This window comes from Brachybacterium halotolerans (assembly GCF_016623465.1).
In the GTDB taxonomy this organism is placed as follows: domain Bacteria; phylum Actinomycetota; class Actinomycetes; order Actinomycetales; family Dermabacteraceae; genus Brachybacterium; species Brachybacterium halotolerans.
The window spans coordinates 120,307-142,221 of record NZ_JAEDAJ010000001.1 but is presented as its reverse complement, the minus strand read 5'-3'; the positions used below and the strand labels follow the sequence as shown (position 1 = coordinate 142,221).

Sequence of the window (21,915 nt, the reverse complement as noted above, 5' to 3'; positions counted from 1 at the left end):
CGTAGCGCGCGGGGCGCGCGCGCCCGCGCGCCGTCTCAGGTGGTGGCGGGAGCTGTTGCGGAGGTCTCAGCGCAGCGGCTGTCGGACGGCGGACGGCCGCCGGCGGCGGGCGCTCAGCCCAGCAGGTCGCGCATCTCGCCGATGCGCTGCAGGAGGCCGTTGACGAAGCGCGGGGAGTCCTCGGTGGACAGCTCGCGCGCGATCGTCGCGTACTCGCCGATCACGGGGCCGACGCCGTCGGCCGGGGTGTCGTGGAGGATCTCGGCGGCCCCGGTGCGCAGGATCGCGCGGTCCACGGCGGGCATGCGGTGCAGGGGCCAGTCGCGGCTGTGGGTCGAGAGCTGCTCGTCGATCTCGTCGCGATGCTCGGCGACGAGCTCGACCAGGTGCGCGGAGCGCTCGGGAAGAGCGGTCTGCGCCGCCGTGCGCACCCGCCGCTCGGCGAGCACGTCGCTCAGATCGCGCTCGCGGGCGTCGGCCTCGAAGACGACGTCGATCGCCCGCACCCGCTCGCGGGAGCGGGAGGTCAGGCGCTTGGGGTTCGCGGGATGCGTCTCCAGCAGCTCGACCTCCTCGCCCTCGCGACCGGGCAGGGGAAGGTTCAGCGGATCCTGCACGTCAGGCGCGCCCGAGGTAGTCGCCGGAGCGGGTGTCGACCTTGACCTTGGTGCCCTGCTCGAGGAACAGCGGCACCTGGATCTCGCGGCCGGTCTCGAGGGTGGCGGGCTTGGTCCCGCCGGAGGAGCGGTCGCCCTGCAGGCCGGGCTCGGTGTGCGTGATCTCCAGGACGACGCTCGCGGGCAGCTCGACGTAGAGCACCTTCTCGTCGTGGAACGCGATCACGACGTCGGCGCCCTCGAGCAGGAAGTCCTTGGCATCGCCGACGATGTCGCCGGGGACGTTGGTCTGCTCCCAGGTGGAGGTGTCCATGAAGACGTAGAGGTCGCCGTCGAGGTAGGAGTACTGCATGTCGCGCTTGTCGACCGTCGCGGTCTCCACCTTCACACCGGCGTTGAAGGTCTTGTCGACCGTCTTGCCCGACAGCACGTTCTTGATCTTGGTGCGCACGAAGGCGGGCCCCTTGCCCGGCTTCACGTGCTGGAACTCGACGACCTGCCAGAGCTGGTTGTCCAGGTTCAGCACGATGCCGTTCTTGAGGTCGTTGGTCGTCGCCATGGGTCTCCTCGGGAGTCGACGGGCGTCTCGCCCGGTGTGCGCTCTCGCGCCTTGCGGTGCGCATGCGGCGCGATGGAGGTCACGCCGCAGGCTCATCCACTTTACCGCCTGGAGCGGCATCCGCCGCTCCCCCGGGCCGCTCGCGGACGCCCCGACGTAGCGAAGCTCGCATCGTCCGACCCCGCGCCGCCCCGTCAGGCGAGCGTGCGCAGCAGGGCGAGGCCGATCGCGCCGATCGCGACCGCCCACAGCAGCGAGGCGAAGGTGCCCACGAGGAAGCGCTCGGAGGCGCCCTCGTGGGCGCGCAGCTCGGGGTAGCGGCCGAGGCCCTTGAGCGCGACGACGACCGCGATCATCTCGGGGTGGTCGGCGAGCACGCAGGCGGTCACCGCGATCCTCTCGAGCAGTCCGATCCACAGCCCTCCGCGCAGCAGCTCCGGGGTGCTCCAGTCCTTCGCCGGATGCGCGGGCGCCTCGAGGACGGGGACCTCGCCGCGCCGCTGCGCGGCCGGACGGGCGCGCCGGGGCGAGCGCGACAGGCGCAGCACGAACGAGGAGAGCGGCCACCCGCCGAGCGAGGCGAGCAGCAGGGCGAGCACGATCACCACGAGCTCGGGAAGGTGGGTGAGCATGTCCTGGATCATGGCAGATGGCCCGGACGGCCCGAGCCCGGGCGGTCCATCGAGCGGTCCGAGGTGAGGTCGAGCATCGCGAGCAGGCGACGCACGAGCGGATGCACGGCCTGCTCCTCGCGCCACCCGCTCGTGGTGAAGGCGCGGGAGACGGTCTGCTGGGTCACCTCGAGACGCTCGGCGATCTGCGCCTGCGTGGCCGACGGGTCCTCGAGCATCGCGTGGACCACGCGCCACTGCCCGGGCTTGCGGGAGGTGACCTCGCGTCCGACCAGGCGCAGCAGCGCCTGCAGCTCCTCGGTCTGCTCCCGCTGGCGGGGGTCGGCGGTGCGCACGCTGACGGGGATCGAGCTGGTGCGGCGAGCGCTCTCGACCGCGCGGCGGGCGGCGATGAAGGCGTCCCCGCGACCCTCGCGCACGGAGGTCGGCAGCGGGAGCTCGACGGGTCCGATGCCCACCCCCACGCTCCAGCCGCCGAGCTCGAGCATGCGCAGCACGCACGCGAGGACCGCATCGGCCGAGTCGGCGAGCATCTGCACCTCGTCGCCCGCCGTCCGCTCGGGACGCAGACGGAGGGGGACGTCGTGCAGCGCCTCGATCAGCTCAGGCACGCGATCGGTGGTGCGCCGGCTGTCGTGCTGGTCGACGGTGAGGACGAACATGGCCGCGAGTCTAGCCCCATCACGCACGAAAGACGCGATGTCGTGCGATACAGCCTTGTTCTGCTGTCAGGCGAGCTCGATGAGCTCCTCGTAGCTCTGGTTCCAGAGGTCCTCGACCGCGTCGGGCATGACCAGCACGCGCTCGGGCGAGAGCGCCCGGACGGCGCCCGGGTCGTGGGAGACCAGGATGACGGCGCCCTCGAAGGCCGCGAGCGCGCCGAGGATCTCCTCGCGGCTCGCGGGATCGAGGTTGTTCGTCGGCTCGTCCAGGAGCAGCACGTTCGCGCTCGAGACCACGAGCGTGGCCAGGGCCAGCCGGGTCTTCTCCCCTCCCGAGAGCACCCCTGCGGGCTTGTGCACGTCGTCCCCGCTGAACAGGAACGAGCCGAGGATCTTGCGGGCCTCGACCTCGGGGAGCTCGATGGCCGCCGTCATCATGTTCTCGAGCACCGTGCGGTCGGGGTCGAGGGTCTCGTGCTCCTGCGCGTAGTAGCCCACGCGCAGGCCGTGGCCGGGGATGATGCGGCCGGTGTCGGACTCGTCGACGCCGGCGAGCACCCGCAGCAGCGTGGTCTTGCCCGCACCGTTGAGACCCAGGACGACGACGCGGCTGCCGCGGTCGATCGCGAGGTCCACGCCTGTGAAGATCTCCAGGCTCCCGTAGGACTTCGAGAGGTCCTCCGCCATCAGCGGGGTCTTCCCGCAGGAGGCCGGCTTGGGGAAGCGCAGGGAGGCGACGCGGTCCTGCTGGCGCTCGCCCTCGACGCCGTCGAGCATGCGCTCGGCGCGGCGGAGCATGTTCTGGGCGGCGACGGCCTTGGTGGCCTTCGCTCGCATCTTCTCCGCCTGGGCGGTGAGCTGGGTGGCCTTCTTCTCCGCGTTCTGCCGCTCGCGCCGGCGCCGCTTCTCGTCGTCCTCGCGCTGGCGCAGGTAGAGCTTCCAGCCCATGTTGTAGATGTCGATCGCGCCGCGGTTGGCGTCGAGGTAGAACACCTTGTTCACGACCTGCTCGACGAGCTGGACGTCGTGGCTGATGACGATCAGCCCGCCCTTGTATGTCATGAGGTAGTCGCGCAGCCAGATGATCGAGTCGGCGTCGAGGTGGTTCGTCGGCTCGTCGAGGATCATCGTGTCCGCCTGGGAGAACAGGATCCTGGCGAGCTCGACGCGGCGGCGCTGGCCGCCCGAGAGCGTGCCGAGGCCCTGCTCGAGCAGGCGGTCCGGGAGCCCCAGGTTCGCCGCCATCCGGCGGGCCTCGGACTCCGCGGCGTATCCGCCGCGGGAGGTGAGCTCGGCGTCGATCCGCGCGTAGCGGTCCATGGCCTTCTCGCGCTTGGCGTCGGAGATGGTCATGTCGGCCATGTCGAGCTCGGCCCGGTGCAGGCGCTGCATGATGTCGTCGAGGCCGCGGGCGGAGAGGATGCGGGCGATCACCAGCTGCTCGGGATCGCCGGTGTGGGTGTCCTGCGGCAGGTAGCCGAGCTCCCCGCTCACCTCGACGCGCCCCTCGGTGGGCTGCAGGGTGCCGGAGAGGACCTTGGTGAGGGTGGTCTTGCCGGCGCCGTTGCGGCCGACGAGACCGATGCGGTCGCCCGCGGTCACCTGGAAGGACACTCCGCTCATGAGCAGCCGCGCTCCCATGCGGATCTCGAGGTCGGAGACGGTGATCACGGAAGGGCTCCTCGCGCAGTGGACGGGACCCCGCTCCGGGGCCCGGTCCACCCTAGTTCGTCACCTGCCGAGGACGCCCACGAATACCGCTCCCGTGTGCTGTGATGTGGTGAGGAGGACATCGAGGTCCTCCGGCCCGCGGGCCGAGTCCCGCAGGCCGCAGATCACGTCGTCGAAGGAGCGAGCATGATCATCGGGGTTCCCCGCGAGATCAAGAACAACGAGTACCGGGTGGGGCTGACCGCCGCCGGCGTCCACGAGCTCACCCATGCCGGGCACGAGGTGCTCGTGGAGGCTTCGGCGGGCCTCGGAGCGGGGGTGCGCGATGAGGACTTCGCAGAGGCCGGCGCGAGGATCGTGCCCGACGCCGCCGACGTGTGGGGCGGCGCCGAGATGATCGTCAAGGTCAAGGAGCCCCTCCCGAGCGAGCAGTCGCTGCTGCGCGAGGGGCAGATCCTGTTCACCTACCTCCACCTCGCGGCCGACGAGACCCTCACCCGCGCGGTCCTGGACTCCGGGACCACGGCCATCGCGTACGAGACGGTGCAGAGGGCCGATCGCTCGCTGCCGCTGCTCGCGCCGATGAGCGCGATCGCCGGACGGCTCGCGACCCAGGTCGCGGCCTACCACCTCATGAAGCCGCTGGGCGGCTCGGGGGTGCTGATGGGCGGCGTGCCCGGCACCGGCGAGGCGAAAGTGCTCGTGATCGGCGGCGGCGTCGTGGGCGAGCAGGCCGCGGTGATGGCGAACGGCCTCCATGCCGACGTCACCGTCATGGACGTGAGCCTCGCGCGCCTCCAGGAGATCGCGACGGTCCACTCCGGCAGGATCCTCACCCGCTACTCCACGCGCCTGGACCTCTCCGAGATGATCCGGCAGGCCGACGTGGTGATCGGCTCCGTGCTGATCCCGGGCAAGCGCGCCCCCAAGCTCGTGACCGACGAGATGGTGAGCACGATGAAGCCCGGCTCGGTGCTCGTGGACGTCGCGATCGACCAGGGCGGCTGCTTCGAGGGCTCCCACGCCACCACGCACGACGCGCCCACGTTCCGCGTGCACGACACGAACTTCTACTGCGTGGCGAACATGCCCGGGAGCGTGCCCGTCACCGCGACCGCGGCGCTCACGCACGCGACGCTCCCCTACGTGATGCGGATCGCGGGCTCCGGGTGGCGGGACGCGCTGCGGGCGGACGCGGCGCTCGCCAAGGGGCTGAACGCGCACGCCGGGACGCTCACCAACATCGGCGTCGGCGAGGCCCACGGGACCGACGCGGTCGAGCCCGCCGTCGTGCTGGGCTGAGGACGGGGCCGGCCACCGGCCCGGAACCACGAACAGTGCTGCGCAGTCGTCGTTATGAGGCTCCATGACGACAACTGCGCAGCACTGTTCGGTGCTCGGCTCTCGGCGAGGCCGCGCCGACCCTCGGCCAGGTCCCCGATACTCAGCGAGGCCACCCGTGCGCAGTCGCACGAGTGGCCTCGCTCGGTGCGGATCCCGGACGTCGGCCGCGGGTCAGAGGTTGAAGCCGATGGCCCTCAGCTGCTCGCGGCCGTCCTCGGTGATCATCTCCATGCCCCACGGCGGCATCCAGACCCAGTTGATCCTGTGCGTCTCGCAGATGGGGTCGAGCGCCGCGAAGGTCTGCTCCTCGAGCACGTCGGTGAGCGGGCACGCGGCGGAGGTCAGCGTCATGTCGACCACGGCGTTGCCCTGGTCCACGGTGATGCCGTAGACGAGGCCGAGGTCCACGACGTTGATCCCGAGCTCGGGGTCGATGACGTCCTTGAGGGACTCGCGCACCTCCTCCTCGCTCACGAAGGTCGAGGGCCCGCCATCCGTCGCGGCGGCGCCCTCCGATGCGGCCGTGCCGTCGGCCGGGGCCGTGCCGTCACCCGAGACCGCACCGTCGGCCGGCATCTGGGCGTCCGCTCCGTCGTTCTCCGGGGCGGTCACTTGGCACCCGTGAGGAAGCGCTCGTAGCCCTCGGCCTCGAGGCGCTCGGCGAGCTCGGGGCCGCCCTGCTCGGCGACCTGGCCGTTCACGAACACGTGCACGAAGTCGGGCTTGATGTAGTTGAGGATGCGCGTGTAGTGGGTGATCAGCATGACGCCCACGTCGGTGGTGTCCTTGGCGCGGTTCACGCCCTCGGAGACCACGCGCAGGGCGTCGACGTCGAGGCCGGAATCGGTCTCGTCGAGGATCGCCATGGACGGCTTCAGCAGCTCCATCTGGAGGATCTCGTGGCGCTTCTTCTCACCGCCGGAGAAGCCCTCGTTGACGTTGCGCTCGGCGAAGACCGGATCCATCTTGAGGTTGTCCATCGCGCCGCGCACGTCCTTGACCCAGGTGCGCAGGGCCGGGGCCTCGCCGTCGATCGCGGTCTTGGCGGTCCGCAGGAAGTTCGAGACGGTGACGCCGGGGACCTCGACCGGGTACTGCATGGCCAGGAACAGGCCGGCGCGGGCGCGCTCGTCGACGCTCATCGCGAGGACGTCCTCGCCGTCGAGCGTCACGGTGCCCGAGGTGATCTCGTACTTGGGGTGGCCGGCGATCGAGTAGGCGAGCGTGGACTTGCCCGAGCCGTTGGGGCCCATGATCGCGTGGGTCTCGCCGCTGCGGATGGTGAGGTCGACGCCCTTGAGGATCTCCTTGGTGCCCTCAGGGGTCTCGACGGTGGCGTGCAGATCGCGGATCTCGAGGATCGACATGGTGGGTGGTCTCCTTCGGAAGTGACAGGACGTTCGGTGCGTCGGGAGGACGGCCGCTCAGCCCGCGGACCCTGTGAGCGCATGCTCGGGGTCGACGGCGATCTGGCCGTCCGCGTCGACGCGGACGGGATAGACGGGGACGGGACGGACGGCGGGCAGCTGGAGGGGGCGTCCGGTCACCAGGTCGAACTGGCTCCCGTGCTTCCAGCACTCCAGCGTGCACCCCTCGACGTCGCCGTCGGACAGCGCGACGTCGTCGTGGGAGCAGATGTCCGCGAGGGCGTGCACTCCCCCGTCCTCGTCGCGCACCAGGGCGATCTCGAGGCCGGAGACCTCGAGGCCCAGGGCCTCGCCGGGGGCGAGGTCCGTCAGGCGCGCGACGGGGACGAAGGAGTCGCTCATCAGTTCATGCTCCGCTGCAGCTCCGCCTCGATCGAGTCGGTGAGGGCCTCGCGGATCTCGGGGACATCGATCTGCTGGATGAGCTCGGCGAAGAAGCCGCGCACCACGAGCCTGCGGGCCTCGAGCTCGGGGATGCCGCGGGCGCGCAGGTAGAACAGCTGCTCGTCGTCGAAGCGACCGGTGGCGGCGGCATGGCCGGCGCCCTCGATCTCCCCGGTCTCGATCTCGAGGTTCGGCACCGAGTCGGCGCGGGCGCCCTCGGTGAGCACGAGGTTGCGGTTCAGCTCGTAGGTGCTGGTGCCCTCGGCCTCCTTGCGGATGAGCACGTCGCCCACCCAGACCGAGCGCGCGCCCTTGCCCTGCAGCGCACCCTTGTAGGCCGAGTTCGAGGTGCACTTCGGGGCCGCGTGGTCCACGAAGATGCGGTGCTCGAGGAACTGACCCTCGTCGGAGAAGTACAGGCCCAGCTTCTCGAGCTCCGAGCCGGGGGCGCTGAACTCGCCGATCGCGTTGATGCGCACCGCGCGGCCGCCGAGGGTCACGACGATGTGCTTCAGACGCGCATCGCGTCCCAGCCGGGAGTGGTGGGCGGAGATGTGCAGAGCATCGTCCTCCCAGTTCTGCAGCGAGATCACGGTCATCTGCGAGTTGTCGCCGACGATCATCTCGACGTTCTCGGCGAACCGCGCGCTGCCCGTGTGGTCCAGCACGAAGGTCGCGACCGAGGACTCCTCGGTCTCCAGGACCACGTGGGCGTTGCCGCGGCGCTCGGCGCCGCGGCCGGTGATCGCCACGCGGAACGGGTCGGCGAGCTCCGCGCCGCGGGGCGCGCGCAGGTGCAGCGCCTGCTCGGTGCGGGCCGAGGCCACCGCGGAGACGATGTCCTCGGGCACGAGCGCGGTGCCCCGCGGGCTCTGCCCCGGGGCGAGCGTCGAGGCCTCGGGGGCGCCCTCGGGGACGCTGATCTGGTAGTCGACGGCCGGATCGCCCTCGAGGTCCTCGGTGGGCAGGTCCTCGAACAGCGGGGAGAGCACGCGCAGCGGCGTGAAGCGCCACTCCTCGTCCTTGGACGTCGGCCGGGAGAAGTCCGCGACCTCGAAGGAGCGCACGCGGTTCGCGCGGGTCGCGTGCGAGTCCTCCCCGGAGGCCGGGGAGCCGGGCAGTGCGATGCCCTCGTCCTCGAGCTCCGCGCGGACGGCGCGTCCGGCCTCGCCGCGGTCCTCGTCCTCGACGAGCACGTCCTGAGCGGCGACGGGGGCGGCGCCCGCGGCGCCGCCGACCGCCTCGTTGGCCTGCTCGTCCCCTGTGCTCTCGGGGCCCTTCACATCGGTCGTCGTCATCAGCCGACGGCTCCTTCCATCTGCAGTTCGATCAGGCGGTTCAGCTCGAGCGCGTACTCCATGGGCAGCTCGCGCGCGATGGGCTCGATGAACCCGCGCACGATCATGGCCATCGCCTCGGTCTCCTCCATGCCGCGGCTCATCAGGTAGAAGAGCTGCTCCTCGGAGACCTTGGAGACGGTGGCCTCGTGGCCCATCTGGACGTCGTCCACGCGCACGTCGACGTAGGGGTAGGTGTCGGTGCGGGAGATCGTGTCCACCAGCAGCGCGTCGCACAGCACGGTCGAGGCGCTGTGCTCGGCGCCCGGCATGACCTGCACGAGCCCGCGATAGCTCGAGCGGCCGCCGCCGCGCGAGACCGACTTCGAGACGATCGAGCTCGAGGTGTGCGGCGCCATGTGCACCATCTTCGAGCCGGTGTCCTGGTGCTGGTTCTCGCCGGCGAAGGCGATCGACAGGGTCTCGCCGCGGGCGTGCTCGCCCATCAGCCACACGGCGGGGTACTTCATGGTGACCTTGGAGCCGATGTTGCCGTCGACCCACTCCATGGTCCCGCCCTCTTCGACGGTGGTGCGCTTGGTGACGAGGTTGTACACGTTGTTCGACCAGTTCTGGATGGTCGTGTAGCGCACGCGGGCGTTCTTCTTCACGACGATCTCGACGACGGCGCTGTGCAGCGAGTCGGTCTGGTAGATCGGCGCGGTGCAGCCCTCGACGTAGTGCACGTACGAGCCCTCGTCGGCGATGATCAGGGTGCGCTCGAACTGGCCCATGTTCTCGGTGTTGATCCGGAAGTAGGCCTGCAGCGGGATCTCCACGTGCACGCCCGGCGGGACGTACACGAAGGAGCCGCCGGACCACACCGCGGTGTTCAGGGCGGAGAACTTGTTGTCGCCGGCCGGGATGACCGTGCCGAAGTACTCCTCGAACAGCTCGGGGTGCTCCTTCAGGCCCGTGTCGGTGTCCATGAAGATGACGCCCTGGGCCTCGAGGTCCTCGCGGATCTGGTGGTAGACGACCTCGGACTCGTACTGGGCGGCGACGCCGGCCACGAGGCGCTGCTTCTCGGCCTCGGGGATGCCCAGGCGGTCGTAGGTCTCCTTGATGTCGTCCGGGAGGTCGTCCCAGCTCGCGGCCTGCTTCTCCGTCGAGCGGACGAAGTACTTGATGTTCTCGAAGTCGATCCCGGAGAGGTCGGCACCCCACTGGGGCATCGGCTTCTTGTCGAACAGGCGCAGGCCCTTCAGGCGGCGCTCGAGCATCCACTCGGGCTCGCTCTTCTTCGCGGAGATGTCGCGCACGACCTCCTCGTTCAGCCCGCGGCGGGCCGAGGCGCCGGCGGCGTCCTCGTCGTGCCAGCCGAAGGCGTAGTTGCCGATGGACGAGATGATCTCGTCCTGGCTCATCTGCTGCTCGGGTGCACTCGTCATCGTGGTGTGTTTCCCTCCGTGAGCGGAATGTGGGTCGTGCAGGCGTGGGCGCCGCCTGCAAGTGTCGCGAGCCTCTGGACGGGCGCTCCCGCCATCCGGCCGATGGCCGTGGTCTCCGCCTCGCACAGCTCGGGGTGGCGGGCCGCGACCTCCTGGATCGGGCAGTGGCCCTGGACCAGCTGGGCCGTCTCCACCGTACGCGGCCTGCCGGACCTCCCGGAGGCCGGGATGGTCACGGTCACGGGGCGCACCGTGGCGGCGTAGCCGCGCTCGGTGAGGATGTCGGCGAGGATCTCGACGCGGCGTGCACGCGAGACCTCCTCGCCCGCCTCCTCGAGCTCGCCGACCCGGGCGGAGAGGTCCTCCTCCCAGGGGGCGACGCGTGCGCAGGCGAGGTGCGTGAGCGCCTCTCCCCCGCCGCGGCGGGCGAGCTCGTCGAGCGCGAGCATCGCCAGGTCGTCGTACTCGCTGCCGAGGTCCTCGTGGGCGGAGGCCGAGAGCACGAAGCTCTTCGAGGGGCGTCCGCGCCCGCGCTGGTGCACGGGGACATCGTGCTCCTCGATCACGCCGTCGGCCTCGAGGGCGGAGAGGTGCCGTCGGACCGCGGCGCTGGTGAGGCCGAACATCTCGGCGAGGGCTCGGGCCGAGATCGGGCCGTGGGCGGAGATCGCATCGATGAGCCGATCGCGGGTGTCCCGGTGCTCGGTCCGATCCTGCTGCTCGGTGTCGTCGTGGTGCCCGGCCTGGTCCTGGTGCTCGGGCGGGCCCTGGCTCTGGGGCTGTTCTCGAGTTCCGTGCGGCGCGGCGGAGTCGCGCTGCTGCGCCGCTGCGTGCGCTGCCATCGGATGCCCTCCTTCCCTTGCGGGGTCGACGCGGGCGACGCCGACACGCCCGATTTTACAACCCGAACGTTGCGAAAAGGCAGGGGGAGCCGAGGGGCCGACGTGCGTCTGCCCACGTTAGGGAAGGCTCACCGCAGGTCGGCGGCTCGGGGGCGCGCGGAGAGCACGCCGGGAGCGCACGGACGACGAACTTCCGGAGCGCTGTCGGCGCACTGCCGGCACCCCCGGCGGCGCGCCCGCCGATCGGCGCCGGACCCCCGTTCCCGACGTCGCCGCGATCCACCCGTGCACATAGTTCATCCTTCAACTATCATGGTCCGTGTCCGGGAGACGCCCTGGACCGTCACGGAGGAGGAGACATGGAGATGGAGAACGACCCGAACGACCAGACCGGCTCGTACGTCCACGCGGGCGAGGCCTTCGATCGCGACATGAACTACATCCCCGACCGCATCACGTCCGACGGGTCGAGCCCGTGGCCCGCCGAGGCGGGCCGCTATCGCCTCGCCGTCTCGCGCGCCTGCCCCTGGGCCAACCGCACGATCATCTCGCGCCGCCTGCTGGGGCTGGAGGACGCGATCTCGATGGCGATCGCCGGCCCCACGCACGACAAGCGCTCGTGGACCTTCGACCTCGACCCGGGCGGCAAGGATCCGGTGCTGGGCATCGAGCGCCTCCAGCAGGCCTACTTCACCCGGTACCCCGACTACCCGCGCGGCATCACCGTGCCCGCGATGGTGGACATCCCCACCGGCGGCGTGGTCACCAACGACTTCCACCGGATCACCCTGGACTTCGCGACCCAGTGGACGGACTTCCACCGCGAGGGCGCGCCCGACCTCTACCCCGAGGCGCAGCGCGCGGAGATCGACGAGCTCAACCACTGGGTGCTGCACCACGTGAACAACGGCGTGTACAAGACGGGGTTCGCCGGCTCCCAGGAGACCTACGAGAAGGCGTACACGGACCTCTGGGAGAGCCTCGACGTGCTCGAGGACCGCCTCTCCCGTTCGCGCTACCTCATGGGCCCCTCGATCACCGAGGCCGACGTGCGCCTGTTCCCGACCCTGGTGCGCTTCGACCCCGTCTACCACTCGCACTTCAAGGCGAACCGTCAGCCGCTCGCGAGCATGCCCAATCTCTGGAACTACACGAAGGACCTCTTCCGGACGCCGGGCTTCGGCGACACGATCGACTTCCAGCACATCAAGGAGCACTACTACGTGGTGCAGACCGATCTGAACCCCACGCAGATCGTGCCGCTGGGACCGGACACCTCGATCTTCCTCGAGGCCCACGACCGCGACCGCTTCGACACCGACACCTGGGGGCCCGGCGGCACCGCGCCGCTGCCCCCGAAGGCCGACGAGGTCGTCGACCCCGCGCACACGCCCCTGCACGTGACCGGTCGCTGATCCTCCCGGGGCGATCCCGTGCGTCGAGGTAGGCGCGTGGGATGGAGCCGGGTCACAGGTGCAGGGACCTCCCGGGAGCGGGGGCCTAGCATGGTCGGCGTCATGAACGACCACTCCCCCGCTCTCGAGGCACAGGGCCTCACGCGCAGCTTCGGCTCCGTGCGCGCCCTGGACGGCGTCGAGTTCTGCGCGCATCGCGGCGAGGTCACCGCCCTGCTGGGCCCCAACGGCGCCGGCAAGACCACCACCATCGGCTGCGCGACCGGCCTGCTGCAGCCCGACGCCGGCACCGTGCGCGTGCTCGGCGAGGACCCGTGGCGCGCGGGCGCCGAGCTCCGGGCGCGGGTGGGAGTGATGATCCAGGACGGCGGGCTCGCCTCCGGTGCGACCGCCCTGCAGCTGCTGCGCTACGGCGCGGAGCTCTACGCCGACCCGCTCGCTGTCGACGAGGTCGCCGAGCACCTGGGCATCACCGAGTTCGGCGGCACGCTCGTGCGGCGACTCTCGGGCGGGCAGCGTCAGCGCCTGGCCCTGGCGCTCGCGATCGTCGGTCGCCCCGAGCTGGTGTTCCTCGACGAGCCGACGGCCGGCATGGACCCGGCGATCCGCCGCACCGTGCGCGACCTGATCAGGGCGCTCGCCCGCACCGGCACCGCCGTCGTCCTCACCACGCATCTCATGGACGACGTCGAGGGGCTCGCCGATCAGGTCGTCGTCATCTCGGGCGGACGCACCGTCGCCGCCGGGACCGTCGACGAGGTGATCGCCGCCCACCGCGCCCCCGACGCGACGCTCACGCTCAGCGCCCGCGCCCGCGGCGTCGACCCCTCCGTGGCGGGCGTCCTCGCGAAGGACCTGCGCGAGACGGCCGCACGCCACGGCGCCGATCTCGAGATCACCACGGGCGGCGCCGCCGACCTCGAGAGCGTCCTGCTGGACCTCATCGACGAGCGGGACGCGCAGGAGCACGCCCGATGAGCGCAGGAGCACGTCCGATGACCACAGCGTCCGCCGCCGAGCACCGCGCCGCGCCCGCGCCGAGGGCTCGCCGCATCCTCGCCCACGCCGTGCTCGAGGCGCGCATCCTGCTGACCAACGGCGAGCAGCTCATGGTCGCGATCCTCATGCCGGCGCTCGTGCTGCTCGCGCTGCGTTTCGTGCCCGTCGGCCGCGTCGAGGGCCTCGCCTCGATCGACACCGCGGTCGCCGCGACCGCGGCGACCGCCCTGATCTCCACCTCCTTCACCTCGCAGGCCATCCAGACCGGCTTCGACCGGCGCGGCGGCGTGCTGCGCTGGATCGCGACCACGCCGCTGGGCCGGGACGGCTACCTCACCGGGAAGATCCTCGCGACGCTCTGCGTGCACGTGCTGCAGGTCGTGGTGCTGGGCGTGATCGCGCTGATCCTGGGGTGGAGGCCGCACGCGGTCGGCCTGCTCGAGGTCGTGCCGATCTGGCTCGTGGGCACCATCGCCTTCGGGGCGCTCGGCCTGCTGGTCGCCGGCACACTGCGCACCGAGGCCGTCCTCGCCGTCTCCAACGTCCTGTTCGTGCTGTTCGTGGCCGTGGGCGGCGTCGCGATCCCCTCGGCCGCCTACCCGCGAATGCTCGGCGGCCTCGTCGACCTGCTGCCCTCCGGGGCGCTCGGCGAGCTGCTGCGCGCCGTGCTGGCCGACGGGCACTTCCCCGTCGGCTCGCTCGTGGTGCTCGTGGTCTGGGCGGTCGCGGCGTCGCTCGCCGTGGCCCGCTGGTTCCGCTGGACCTCCGCGTGAGCGCCCGCTCGAGCACCCGCGCCCCGGCGCTGATCCCGCCTGCGCCCACCGCGCCCACATCGTCCCGTCGTCCGTTCCCACTCGCGAGGATCGCCCCATGACCACCGCCCCCGCCGCGCCCGGCTCCGCCCTCCCGGGCACCGTCTCCCCCGCCCTGGCCGCCCTCGCCCCGTGGAAGCGCCGACTCGTGCAGGTGATCTTCTGGGGGAACCTCATCTGCCAGATGGGCATCATCGTCACCGGCGGCGTGGTGCGGCTGACGAAGTCGGGCCTGGGGTGCACCACCTGGCCCAGCTGCGAGCCCGGCCAGTTCACGCCCCGCTACTCCCCCGACATGGGCATCCGCCCCTTCATCGAGTTCGGCAACCGGACGCTCACCGGGGTGCTCGGCATCTTCGCGATCGCGCTGCTCGTGGTCGCGCTGCTGTGGCTGCGCCGGAAGGGCACCTCCTTCATCGTGCTCTCGATCCTTCCGCTCGTCGGCACCGCGGCGCAGGCCATCGTCGGGATGGCCGTCGTGAAGCTCGACCTGCACCCGATCGCCGTCGCCCCGCACTTCCTCATCTCGATCGCCCTCGTGGTGGTCTCGGCGATCCTCGTGGTCCGGGTCCACGACGGCGACGGGCGTCTGCGCCGCGTGGTGCCGACCCCGCTCGTCGCGCTCTCCGCGGTGATGGCCGTCGTCGCCGCCGCGGTGCTGTTCCTGGGGACCCTCACCACGAACTCCGGGCCGCACTCGGGCGACATCGACGCCACGCTGCGCCTGGGCCTGGACCCGCGCACCGTCTCCTGGCTGCACGCGGACTCGGTGATGCTGTTCTGCGGCCTGCTCGTCGGCCTGGTGCTGTGCCTTCACCTCATGAAGGCCCCGCGCCGTCCCCGTCGCACCGCCTGGCTCGTCGTCGCGGTCACCCTGCTGCAGGCCGTCATCGGCTACACGCAGTACTTCACCGGACTGCCCGAGGTGCTCGTCGGCCTCCACATGACCGGCGCCGCGCTGTTCACCGCGGCCGTCACCGCGATCGTCTCGACCTGCTTCTCGTGGACCGACCTCGCGCCGTCCGCCGCCGACGTGCACGTGGTCGCCGGCGCGACGAGCCCGGCGCCGTCGGCCGACGAGGAGGCGCGCCGCCGATGATCCTGCGCCGTCGCCGCCAGCGCCCCGCACCGGAACGGCCCACGACCGCCGAGGCCGCCCCCGCCGGACGGTTCGTCGCCGGCGTGCTCTCGCACCTGCGCGAGACCGTGGCCGTCGGCGACTCCCTGCTGGACATCGACGCCGAGGCGCATCGGATGATCCGAGAGGCGGGGGCGACCAGCTGTTACCTGGACTACCATCCTCGGTTCGGCGCCTACCCCTTCGGGCGGGTCATGTGCACCTCGGTCAACGACACCGTGCTGCACGGCAGGCCGTACGATCGCGTGCTCGAGGCCGGTGATCTGCTGTCCCTGGACTTCGCGGTGGAGCTCGAGAGCTGGGTCGCGGATTCGGCGCTGTCCTTCGTGGTCGGGCCGCAGAGCGCCGCCGAGCCGGCGGACCTCGCCCTCATCGCCGACGTCGAGACGACCATGTGGGCCGGCATCGCGGAGGTCCGCGCGGGCGCGCACGTGGGCGACATCGGCCGCGCCGTCGAGGACGCCGCGCAGCGCCTGGGCCGCGTGATCAACCACGAGTTCGGCGGGCACGGCGTGGGACGCACGATGCACGAGGCGCCCTTCGTCCCGAACCACGGCACGGCCGGGACGGGACCGGTGCTCGAGGCGGGCATGCTGCTCACGGTCGAGCCGTTCCTCATGCACTCGACCGACGCTGTGCACATCACCGACCGGGACGGATGGTCGGTCATGTCCGACGACGGCTCGCGCGGCGCGCACGCCGAGCACACCCTGCAGGTCACCGACGGCGAGCCGATCGTGCTCACCGCCCGCGAGGGCGAGGACCTGCCCGTGGGGGTCGCGCCACCGCGGTGACGTCGGAGGGTGCGGTGGGCGGGGATCCTCCCGCGCGGCCTCTGGCGTCCCTCTCAGCCCTGGAGCGGCTGCGCCACCTCGAGCTCGCCGTGCTCGATCAGCCAGCGCACGGACTCGAGGATCGCCTGCTCCGGCTCGTACGCCGGGGCGTAGCCGAGTCGACTCTTCGCCTTCTCGATGCTGAACACCTGGCTGCGGTGCAGGTGGCCCCAGCTCTCGAGCGCGAACTGCTCGCTCGTCGACGCCCGGTACTCGTCCCACGTAATCGGCTCGATGTTCGCCTCCTGCCCGAACCAGCCCGATGCGATCTCGACGTATCCGCGCACCGACAGCGCGGTCGGCGCGACCGCGGTGAAGTCCTCCCCGGCAGAGACCATGCGGTTCCCCACGGCGAGCTCGAAGAGCTGGGCGACGTCGTCCGCGTGGACGTGGTGCATCGTCTCCATGCCGCTGCCGGGAAGGCGAAGTGCGCCGCCGGAGGACAGGATCCGCCAGGACTCGGGATCGGTGTTGCCGAGAGGACCGGTGGGTCTCCAGCCCGGGCCGACGATGTGGCCCGGGTGGATGGACGTGGTCACGAGCCCACCGGCGGCGGTCTCGTCCTTCAGCATCCTCGCGATCGCGGCCTTCTGGGTGCCGTAGTCGTCGAACGGTGCGGCCGCCGAGTCCGAGCCCTCCGTGATGGGGAACTTCCGGCTCGCGCCGTGTCGCCAGATCGAGCCGCAGTGGATCAGGTGGTCGACCTCCCCGCGCAGCGCCTCCACCAGGGCGGTCGCGGACTCCAGGGTGAAGCAGACCAGGTCGATGACGACGTCCGGCTGCTGCGCCAGGATGGTCCGCCCGAACGTGCCCTCGGCGTCCGCCTGCGCGCGGTCGACCTTCACATGCGCGACGTGCGCCCACTCCGGAGCGGTCTGATACCCGGTGCCGCCGGATCGGGTCATGCTGACGACCTCGTGGCCGGCGCGCACGAGGCGCGGGACCAGGAACGTGCCGATGTGCCCGGATCCGCCGATGACGACGATCTTCATGTGCTGACTCCTTCTTCGGTGACTGGCAGCCCGTAGTGCTCGGGGTCCCACAGCGCGAGGGAGCGCAGGTAGCCGCCCTGCACCGGGTCCGACCAGGCGGCGTCGTCGTTGTCCGCAAGAACCCACGTGCCCTCCTCCCACCAGAGGTGATCGATCGCAGCAGGCCAGAGCTCCCGCTCGGCGGGGGTGAGAGACGTGCTGAGAGTACGCCGCGACGAAGGCCTGCCACTCGTGCGGCGCCATCATGCGTGCGGGACCGCCCGGGGGACTCGTCGTGGGCCCAGCAGGGCCGGACCTCCCCGGCCTCGCAACGGGAATCCCACGCGAGGGCGGAGCCCCGTCGGCCTCGGAATGCACGATGGCCAGGATCTATGACGTTCTGGGCATCAGAACGGCATAGATCCTGGCCATCTCGGCACGAGCGAATCGGCGGGCCGACGGGCCAGCGACCCGTCCCACCGGCGATCCGGCGACCGGACTCACGCGAAGGGCACGGCGCGCGGGCTCGGGGCCCGACGCCGCGCCCGTCGGGTGCGACTGCGGCGGCTCAGGCCTCGACGAGCGAGCGGAGCACGTACTGCAGGATGCCGCCGTTGCGGAAGTAGTCCGCCTCGCCGGGGGTGTCGATGCGCACGACCGCGTCGAACTCGATCGGATCGGCGCCCTCGCGGGTCGCGGTGACCTTCACGGTCTTCGGGGTCGCGCCGTCGTTGATGGCGGTGATCCCGGCGATGTCGAAGGTCTCCTCGCCGGTGAGGCCGAGGGACTCGGCGGTCTCGCCCGCGGGGAACTGCAGGGGCAGCACGCCCATGCCGATGAGGTTCGAGCGGTGGATGCGCTCGTAGCTCTCGGCGATGACGGCCTGGACGCCCAGGAGCTTCGTGCCCTTGGCGGCCCAGTCGCGCGAGGAGCCGGTGCCGTACTCCTTGCCGGCGAGGACGACCAGCGGGATGTCCTTCTCGGCGTACGCCTGCGCCGCGTCGTAGATGAACTCCTGCTCACCGGTCAGGAAGTTCTTCGTGTACCCGCCCTCGACGCCGTCGAGCAGCTGGTTCTTGATGCGGATGTTCGCGAAGGTTCCACGGATCATCACCTCGTGGTTGCCGCGGCGCGAGCCGTAGGAGTTGAAGTCCTTGCGCTCCACGCCGTGCTCGCGCAGGTAGCGGCCGGCCGGGGAATCGGCCTTGATCGCACCCGCGGGAGAGATGTGGTCCGTGGTCGTCGAGTCGCCGAGCTTGGCGAGCACGCGGGCGCCCGAGACGTCCGCGACCGGCTCCGGGTCCTTGCCCATGCCCTCGAAGTACGGGGGCTTGCGCACGTAGGTGGAGTCGCCCTCCCAGTCGAAGGTCGCACCCTCGGGGGTGTCCAGGGAACGCCAGCGGTCGTCGCCCGTGAAGACGTCGGCGTAGTCGTCCTTGAACATCTCCTGGGTGATGTTCTCGGCGATGGTCTGCTCGACCTCGGTGGGCGAGGGCCAGATGTCGCGCAGGAACACGTCGTTCCCGTCCTTGTCCCGGCCCAGCGCGTCGTTCTCGAAGTCGAAGTCCATCGTGCCCGCGAGCGCGTAGGCGATGACCAGCGGCGGGGACGCCAGGTAGTTCATCTTCACGTCGGGGTTGATGCGGCCCTCGAAGTTGCGGTTGCCCGAGAGCACCGAGGTGACCGCGAGGTCGGCCTCGTTGATCGCGTCGGAGATCTCCGGCGCGAGCGGGCCCGAGTTGCCGATGCAGGTGGTGCAGCCGTAGCCGACGAGCTGGAAGCCCAGCGCGTCGAGGTACTCGGTGAGACCGGACTTCTCGTAGTAGCCGGTGACGACCTGCGACCCGGGGGCCAGCGAGGTCTTCACCCACGGCTTCGAGACCAGGCCCTTCTCGACCGCGTTCTTGGCGAGGATGCCGGCGGCCATCATCACCGAGGGGTTCGAGGTGTTGGTGCAGGAGGTGATCGAGGCGATCGAGACGATGCCGTGGTCGATCGAGAAGTCCTTGCCCTCGACGGCGGTGGGCTTCGAGGCGCGGCCGTGGACCTTGAGGTCGAGCACGGGCGCGGCGCCGCCGGAGTCGTTGTCCGAGCCGAGCGAGGCCGGGTCGGAGGCGGGGAAGGTCCCCTCATCCTCGGGGACCGAGGTGCTCTCGGCCTCGGCCGGCTCCTCGTCGGCCGCATAGCTCGGGAGCACCTCGCGGAAGCTCTCCTTGGCCTGCGTGAGGATGATGCGGTCCTGCGGACGCTTCGGGCCGGCGATCGAGGGGACGACGGTCGAGAGGTCCAGCTCGAGGTACTCGGAGTACTGGGCCTCGGTCGACGGGTCGTGCCAGAGGCCCTGGCGCTTGGCGTAGGCCTCGACGAGCGCGAGCTGCTCCTCGGAGCGGCCGGTGAGGCGCAGGTAGTCGACCGTGACGTCGTCGATCGGGAAGATCGCGCAGGTGGAGCCGAACTCGGGGCTCATGTTGCCGATGGTCGCGCGGTTGGCGAGCGGCACCTGGCCGACGCCCTCGCCGTAGAACTCGACGAACTTGCCGACCACGCCGTGCTGGCGCAGCATCTCGGTGATCGTGAGGACGACGTCGGTCGCGGTGGCCGCGGCGGGGATCTCGCCGGTGAGCTTGAAGCCGACCACGCGCGGGATGAGCATCGAGACGGGCTGGCCGAGCATCGCGGCCTCGGCCTCGATGCCGCCGACGCCCCAGCCCAGCACGCCCAGGCCGTTGACCATGGTGGTGTGCGAGTCGGTGCCGACGCACGAGTCGGGGTAGGCGCGCAGCACGCCGTCCACCTCGCGGGTCATGACGGTGCGGGCCAGGTACTCGATGTTGACCTGGTGGACGATGCCGGTGCCCGGGGGGACGACCTTGAAGTCGTCGAAGGCGGTCTGGCCCCAGCGCAGGAACTGGTAGCGCTCGCGGTTGCGCTCGTACTCGAGCTCCATGTTCTTCTCGAGCGCGTCGAGACGGCCCGCGACGTCGATCATCACGGAGTGGTCGATGACCATCTCGGCGGGGGCGAGCGGGTTGATGCGCTCGGGGTCGCCGCCGAGGTCGGAGACGGCCTCGCGCATCGTGGCGAGGTCGACGATGCAGGGGACGCCGGTGAAGTCCTGCATGATCACGCGGGCGGGCGTGAACTGGATCTCGGTGTCCGGCTCGGCGCTGGGGTCCCAGGACCCGAGGGCGCGCACGTGGTCCGCGGTGATGTTCGCACCGTCCTCGGTGCGCAGCAGGTTCTCCAGCAGGATCTTCAGGCTGTAGGGGAGCTTCTCGTGGCCGTCGACGGTGTCGATGCCATAGATCTCGTACTCGGTGTCGCCGACGGCGAGGTTCTCTCTCGCGCCGAACGAGTTCACGGTGCTCACGGAGCGCAACTCCTTCGATTGTGGGGCGTGGTGCCATCGTAATCCGCAGGGGCGTGCGTGATCCGACGGCTCGCAGTGCTGGTCCGGCCCCCGATCAGGGAGTGCGCGGCGGCCGACGCCGGCCGTCCGCCCGGACGTTATCTCTTGACGTCAAGATAAATATATCATGCGGCGCGGGTCAGGACCGCCACCGACTCGATGTGATGCGTGTGGGGGAACAGGTCGAAGGCGCGCAGGTCCTCGACCCTCCAGCCGGCCTCCTCGGCGGCCTTCAGGTCGCGCGCGAGGGTCGAGGGCTCGCAGGAGACGTAGACGATCCGCTCCCGGGTGCGGGCGCACAGCATCGCCATCAGCTCGGGGCCGAGACCCGCGCGCGGCGGGTCGACGACCACGCGATCGGGGTCCTTCTCCTGGGCGCGCACCCATGCGGCGACGTCGGCCGTCTCGGCGCTCGCCTGCGGGAGGGCCGCGAGGTTCTCCTCCGCCAGCGCCCCGGCCCGACGATCGCCCTCCACGCTGAGCACGCGGCCCGCGGGCCCGACCTCGTCGGCCAGTGCGGCCGCGAACAGCCCGACCCCGCCGAACAGGTCCCAGATCGTGTCGCCCTCGCGGGCCTCCGTGTCGCGCAGCACCACGGAGGTGAGCACCTCGGGGGCCTGGCGGTGGACCTGCCAGAAGCCGGTCGCACCCACGCGGAAGCGTCGTCCCAGGACCTCCTCGGCGACCATGCCGTCGCCCGAGAGCGCGGTGAGGCCCGTCGGCCCCTGGACGGCGAGATCGACGTCCTCGAGCCCCTGCGGCACCTCGAGGCCGCCGGAGGCGCCGGCCCCTCCGGCCGGGAGGCCGCGGCCGATGAGGACGACGGCGGGGCGGCCGACGGACGGGGCGACCGCGTCGACGGCCTCCACCGCCTCGGGCAGCGCGAGATCGGGCAGGCCCAGGGCGCGGATCTCCTCCGCGGCCAGGGGGTTCTCCCCCACCGGGTGGACCTCGTGGGAGCGCCAGCCGCGCATGCCGAGCAGGCCGTCGGCCCCGCGGGTGAGGCGGACCCGGGTGCGCCAGCCCAGACCGTCGGTGTCGTGGGGCGCGGGCTCGACCTGGGCCTCCTCGGTCGCGAGGGTCGAGACGCCCGCGCGGCGCAGGAGGTCCTGGAGGACCTCGGTGGCCAGGCGGCGCTGCGCGTGCAGGCCGATGTGCGCCCATTCGGCCCCGCCGACGCCGTCGGTCCCCGCCTCGGGCCAGACGCTGGGCACGCGGTCGGGGCTGGGGTCGAGGATCTCGAGGGTCTCGGCGCGCCAGAAGCGCGCCTTCGCGGAGTTCTTCGCGTCCTCGAGCAGACGCGCGACGACGGTCTCACCGGGAACGGCCCCGCGCACGAACACGACGCGGCCCTCGTGGCGGGCCACGAACGTGCCGCCGGCGGCCGGGGCGCCGACCGTGAGAGTGAGCAGCCGCCCCAGCGCGGTCCGCTCGGGCTCGGCGCTCGCAGCGCGCCGCATGTCCCGTGCCAT

Annotated in this window: 20 protein-coding genes; 6 read left to right on the top strand and 14 right to left on the bottom strand. The window is 71.2% G+C overall.

Features of this window, described 5'->3' with window-relative positions; genetic code table 11:
- Positions 1 to 113 precede the first annotated feature (113 nt).
- The 5 genes from nusB to I8D64_RS00620 form a co-directional block, all read right to left on the bottom strand.
- The gene (gene nusB / locus I8D64_RS00640) at positions 114 to 617 is read right to left on the bottom strand and encodes a transcription antitermination factor NusB (protein WP_343068371.1); all 504 of its coding nucleotides are present in this window, start codon (positions 615 to 617) and stop codon (positions 114 to 116) included.
- Position 618: 1 nt separating this feature from the next.
- Positions 619 to 1,176: an elongation factor P gene (gene efp / locus I8D64_RS00635; RefSeq protein WP_200500594.1), complete on the bottom strand. Its 558-nt coding sequence runs from the start codon at positions 1,174 to 1,176 to the stop codon at positions 619 to 621.
- A gap of 194 nt (positions 1,177 to 1,370) precedes the next feature.
- The gene (locus tag I8D64_RS00630) at positions 1,371 to 1,808 is read right to left on the bottom strand and encodes a hypothetical protein (RefSeq protein WP_200500593.1); all 438 of its coding nucleotides are present in this window, start codon (positions 1,806 to 1,808) and stop codon (positions 1,371 to 1,373) included.
- A gap of 8 nt (positions 1,809 to 1,816) precedes the next feature.
- Positions 1,817 to 2,470 (bottom strand): MarR family transcriptional regulator, encoded by a 654-nt coding sequence (locus I8D64_RS00625; RefSeq protein ID WP_200500592.1) that lies wholly within the window; start codon positions 2,468 to 2,470, stop codon positions 1,817 to 1,819.
- 66 nt (positions 2,471 to 2,536) lie between these two features.
- Entirely contained in the window at positions 2,537 to 4,141 is a 1,605-nt protein-coding gene (locus I8D64_RS00620) for an ATP-binding cassette domain-containing protein (protein WP_200500591.1), read from the bottom strand.
- Positions 4,142 to 4,327: 186 nt separating this feature from the next.
- On the opposite strand from I8D64_RS00620, the gene ald reads away from it, so the two are divergent.
- On the top strand, positions 4,328 to 5,443 hold the full coding sequence (gene ald / locus I8D64_RS00615; RefSeq protein ID WP_200500590.1) for an alanine dehydrogenase: 1,116 nt from the start codon (positions 4,328 to 4,330) through the stop codon (positions 5,441 to 5,443).
- Between the two features lie 213 nt (positions 5,444 to 5,656).
- Here the strand turns inward: ald and I8D64_RS00610 are convergent, their stop codons facing one another.
- The 6 genes from I8D64_RS00610 to I8D64_RS00585 are packed head-to-tail and all read right to left on the bottom strand — an operon-like array spanning position 5,657 to position 10,866.
- A complete protein-coding gene (locus I8D64_RS00610) occupies positions 5,657 to 6,061 on the bottom strand; it encodes a metal-sulfur cluster assembly factor (protein ID WP_200501213.1) in 405 nt (134 codons plus the stop codon).
- A gap of 32 nt (positions 6,062 to 6,093) precedes the next feature.
- Positions 6,094 to 6,852, bottom strand: a complete 759-nt coding sequence (gene sufC / locus I8D64_RS00605) for a Fe-S cluster assembly ATPase SufC (protein ID WP_200500589.1) — start codon at positions 6,850 to 6,852, stop codon at positions 6,094 to 6,096.
- Positions 6,853 to 6,909: 57 nt separating this feature from the next.
- Positions 6,910 to 7,254, bottom strand: coding sequence for a non-heme iron oxygenase ferredoxin subunit (locus I8D64_RS00600; protein ID WP_152353072.1), 345 nt, complete (start codon positions 7,252 to 7,254; stop codon positions 6,910 to 6,912).
- On the bottom strand, positions 7,254 to 8,594 hold the full coding sequence (sufD, locus tag I8D64_RS00595) for a Fe-S cluster assembly protein SufD (RefSeq protein WP_200500588.1): 1,341 nt from the start codon (positions 8,592 to 8,594) through the stop codon (positions 7,254 to 7,256). The genes I8D64_RS00600 and sufD overlap by 1 nt, the downstream gene beginning before the upstream one ends.
- Positions 8,594 to 10,024: a Fe-S cluster assembly protein SufB gene (gene sufB / locus I8D64_RS00590; RefSeq protein ID WP_200500587.1), complete on the bottom strand. Its 1,431-nt coding sequence runs from the start codon at positions 10,022 to 10,024 to the stop codon at positions 8,594 to 8,596. Before sufB ends, sufD begins: the two co-directional genes overlap by 1 nt.
- Complete coding sequence (locus I8D64_RS00585) at positions 10,021 to 10,866, bottom strand: helix-turn-helix transcriptional regulator (RefSeq protein WP_200500586.1); 846 nt, start codon at positions 10,864 to 10,866, stop codon at positions 10,021 to 10,023. Before I8D64_RS00585 ends, sufB begins: the two co-directional genes overlap by 4 nt.
- A 359-nt stretch (positions 10,867 to 11,225) precedes the next feature.
- Between I8D64_RS00585 and I8D64_RS00580 the strand changes: the two genes are divergently transcribed.
- The 5 genes from I8D64_RS00580 to map all read left to right on the top strand — a co-directional run bounded on the left by I8D64_RS00580 (position 11,226) and on the right by map (position 16,024).
- Complete coding sequence (locus tag I8D64_RS00580) at positions 11,226 to 12,281, top strand: glutathione S-transferase family protein (protein ID WP_200500585.1); 1,056 nt, start codon at positions 11,226 to 11,228, stop codon at positions 12,279 to 12,281.
- A gap of 102 nt (positions 12,282 to 12,383) precedes the next feature.
- A complete protein-coding gene (locus I8D64_RS00575) occupies positions 12,384 to 13,259 on the top strand; it encodes an ABC transporter ATP-binding protein (protein WP_200500584.1) in 876 nt (291 codons plus the stop codon).
- Between the two features lie 17 nt (positions 13,260 to 13,276).
- The gene (locus I8D64_RS00570; protein WP_200500583.1) at positions 13,277 to 14,053 is read left to right on the top strand and encodes an ABC transporter permease; all 777 of its coding nucleotides are present in this window, start codon (positions 13,277 to 13,279) and stop codon (positions 14,051 to 14,053) included.
- Positions 14,054 to 14,150: 97 nt separating this feature from the next.
- Entirely contained in the window at positions 14,151 to 15,191 is a 1,041-nt protein-coding gene (locus I8D64_RS00565; protein WP_200500582.1) for a COX15/CtaA family protein, read from the top strand.
- Positions 15,188 to 16,024 carry a type I methionyl aminopeptidase gene (gene map, locus I8D64_RS00560; RefSeq protein ID WP_200500581.1) on the top strand — a complete coding sequence of 279 codons (837 nt, stop codon included), beginning with the start codon at positions 15,188 to 15,190 and terminating at the stop codon, positions 16,022 to 16,024. Before I8D64_RS00565 ends, map begins: the two co-directional genes overlap by 4 nt.
- A gap of 53 nt (positions 16,025 to 16,077) precedes the next feature.
- Here map and I8D64_RS00555 read toward each other — a convergent pair whose 3' ends face one another.
- The 3 genes from I8D64_RS00555 to I8D64_RS00545 all read right to left on the bottom strand — a co-directional run bounded on the left by I8D64_RS00555 (position 16,078) and on the right by I8D64_RS00545 (position 21,915).
- On the bottom strand, positions 16,078 to 17,055 hold the full coding sequence (locus tag I8D64_RS00555; RefSeq protein ID WP_200500580.1) for an NAD-dependent epimerase/dehydratase family protein: 978 nt from the start codon (positions 17,053 to 17,055) through the stop codon (positions 16,078 to 16,080).
- A gap of 547 nt (positions 17,056 to 17,602) precedes the next feature.
- Positions 17,603 to 20,404 carry an aconitate hydratase AcnA gene (locus I8D64_RS00550; RefSeq protein ID WP_200500579.1) on the bottom strand — a complete coding sequence of 934 codons (2,802 nt, stop codon included), beginning with the start codon at positions 20,402 to 20,404 and terminating at the stop codon, positions 17,603 to 17,605.
- Between the two features lie 164 nt (positions 20,405 to 20,568).
- Positions 20,569 to 21,915 carry a class I SAM-dependent RNA methyltransferase gene (locus I8D64_RS00545; protein ID WP_246482623.1) on the bottom strand — a complete coding sequence of 449 codons (1,347 nt, stop codon included), beginning with the start codon at positions 21,913 to 21,915 and terminating at the stop codon, positions 20,569 to 20,571.

Bases quoted from the DNA above. Each gene is read 5' to 3' on its own strand.
- sufD (WP_200500588.1), bottom strand. From the start codon at position 8,594: ATGACGACGACCGATGTGAAGGGCCCCGAGAGCACAGGGGACGAGCAG.
- I8D64_RS00545 (WP_246482623.1), bottom strand. From the start codon at position 21,915: ATGGCACGGGACATGCGGCGCGCTGCGAGCGCCGAGCCCGAGCGGACC.
- I8D64_RS00585 (WP_200500586.1), bottom strand. From the start codon at position 10,866: ATGGCAGCGCACGCAGCGGCGCAGCAGCGCGACTCCGCCGCGCCGCAC.
- I8D64_RS00610 (WP_200501213.1), bottom strand. From the start codon at position 6,061: ATGCCGGCCGACGGTGCGGTCTCGGGTGACGGCACGGCCCCGGCCGAC.
- I8D64_RS00575 (WP_200500584.1), top strand. From the start codon at position 12,384: ATGAACGACCACTCCCCCGCTCTCGAGGCACAGGGCCTCACGCGCAGC.
- I8D64_RS00600 (WP_152353072.1), bottom strand. From the start codon at position 7,254: ATGAGCGACTCCTTCGTCCCCGTCGCGCGCCTGACGGACCTCGCCCCC.
- ald (WP_200500590.1), top strand. From the start codon at position 4,328: ATGATCATCGGGGTTCCCCGCGAGATCAAGAACAACGAGTACCGGGTG.
- I8D64_RS00555 (WP_200500580.1), bottom strand. From the start codon at position 17,055: ATGAAGATCGTCGTCATCGGCGGATCCGGGCACATCGGCACGTTCCTG.
- I8D64_RS00630 (WP_200500593.1), bottom strand. From the start codon at position 1,808: ATGCTCACCCACCTTCCCGAGCTCGTGGTGATCGTGCTCGCCCTGCTG.
- I8D64_RS00565 (WP_200500582.1), top strand. From the start codon at position 14,151: ATGACCACCGCCCCCGCCGCGCCCGGCTCCGCCCTCCCGGGCACCGTC.
- sufC (WP_200500589.1), bottom strand. From the start codon at position 6,852: ATGTCGATCCTCGAGATCCGCGATCTGCACGCCACCGTCGAGACCCCT.
- I8D64_RS00625 (WP_200500592.1), bottom strand. From the start codon at position 2,470: ATGTTCGTCCTCACCGTCGACCAGCACGACAGCCGGCGCACCACCGAT.
- map (WP_200500581.1), top strand. From the start codon at position 15,188: ATGATCCTGCGCCGTCGCCGCCAGCGCCCCGCACCGGAACGGCCCACG.
- I8D64_RS00580 (WP_200500585.1), top strand. From the start codon at position 11,226: ATGGAGATGGAGAACGACCCGAACGACCAGACCGGCTCGTACGTCCAC.
- efp (WP_200500594.1), bottom strand. From the start codon at position 1,176: ATGGCGACGACCAACGACCTCAAGAACGGCATCGTGCTGAACCTGGAC.
- I8D64_RS00570 (WP_200500583.1), top strand. From the start codon at position 13,277: ATGACCACAGCGTCCGCCGCCGAGCACCGCGCCGCGCCCGCGCCGAGG.
- sufB (WP_200500587.1), bottom strand. From the start codon at position 10,024: ATGACGAGTGCACCCGAGCAGCAGATGAGCCAGGACGAGATCATCTCG.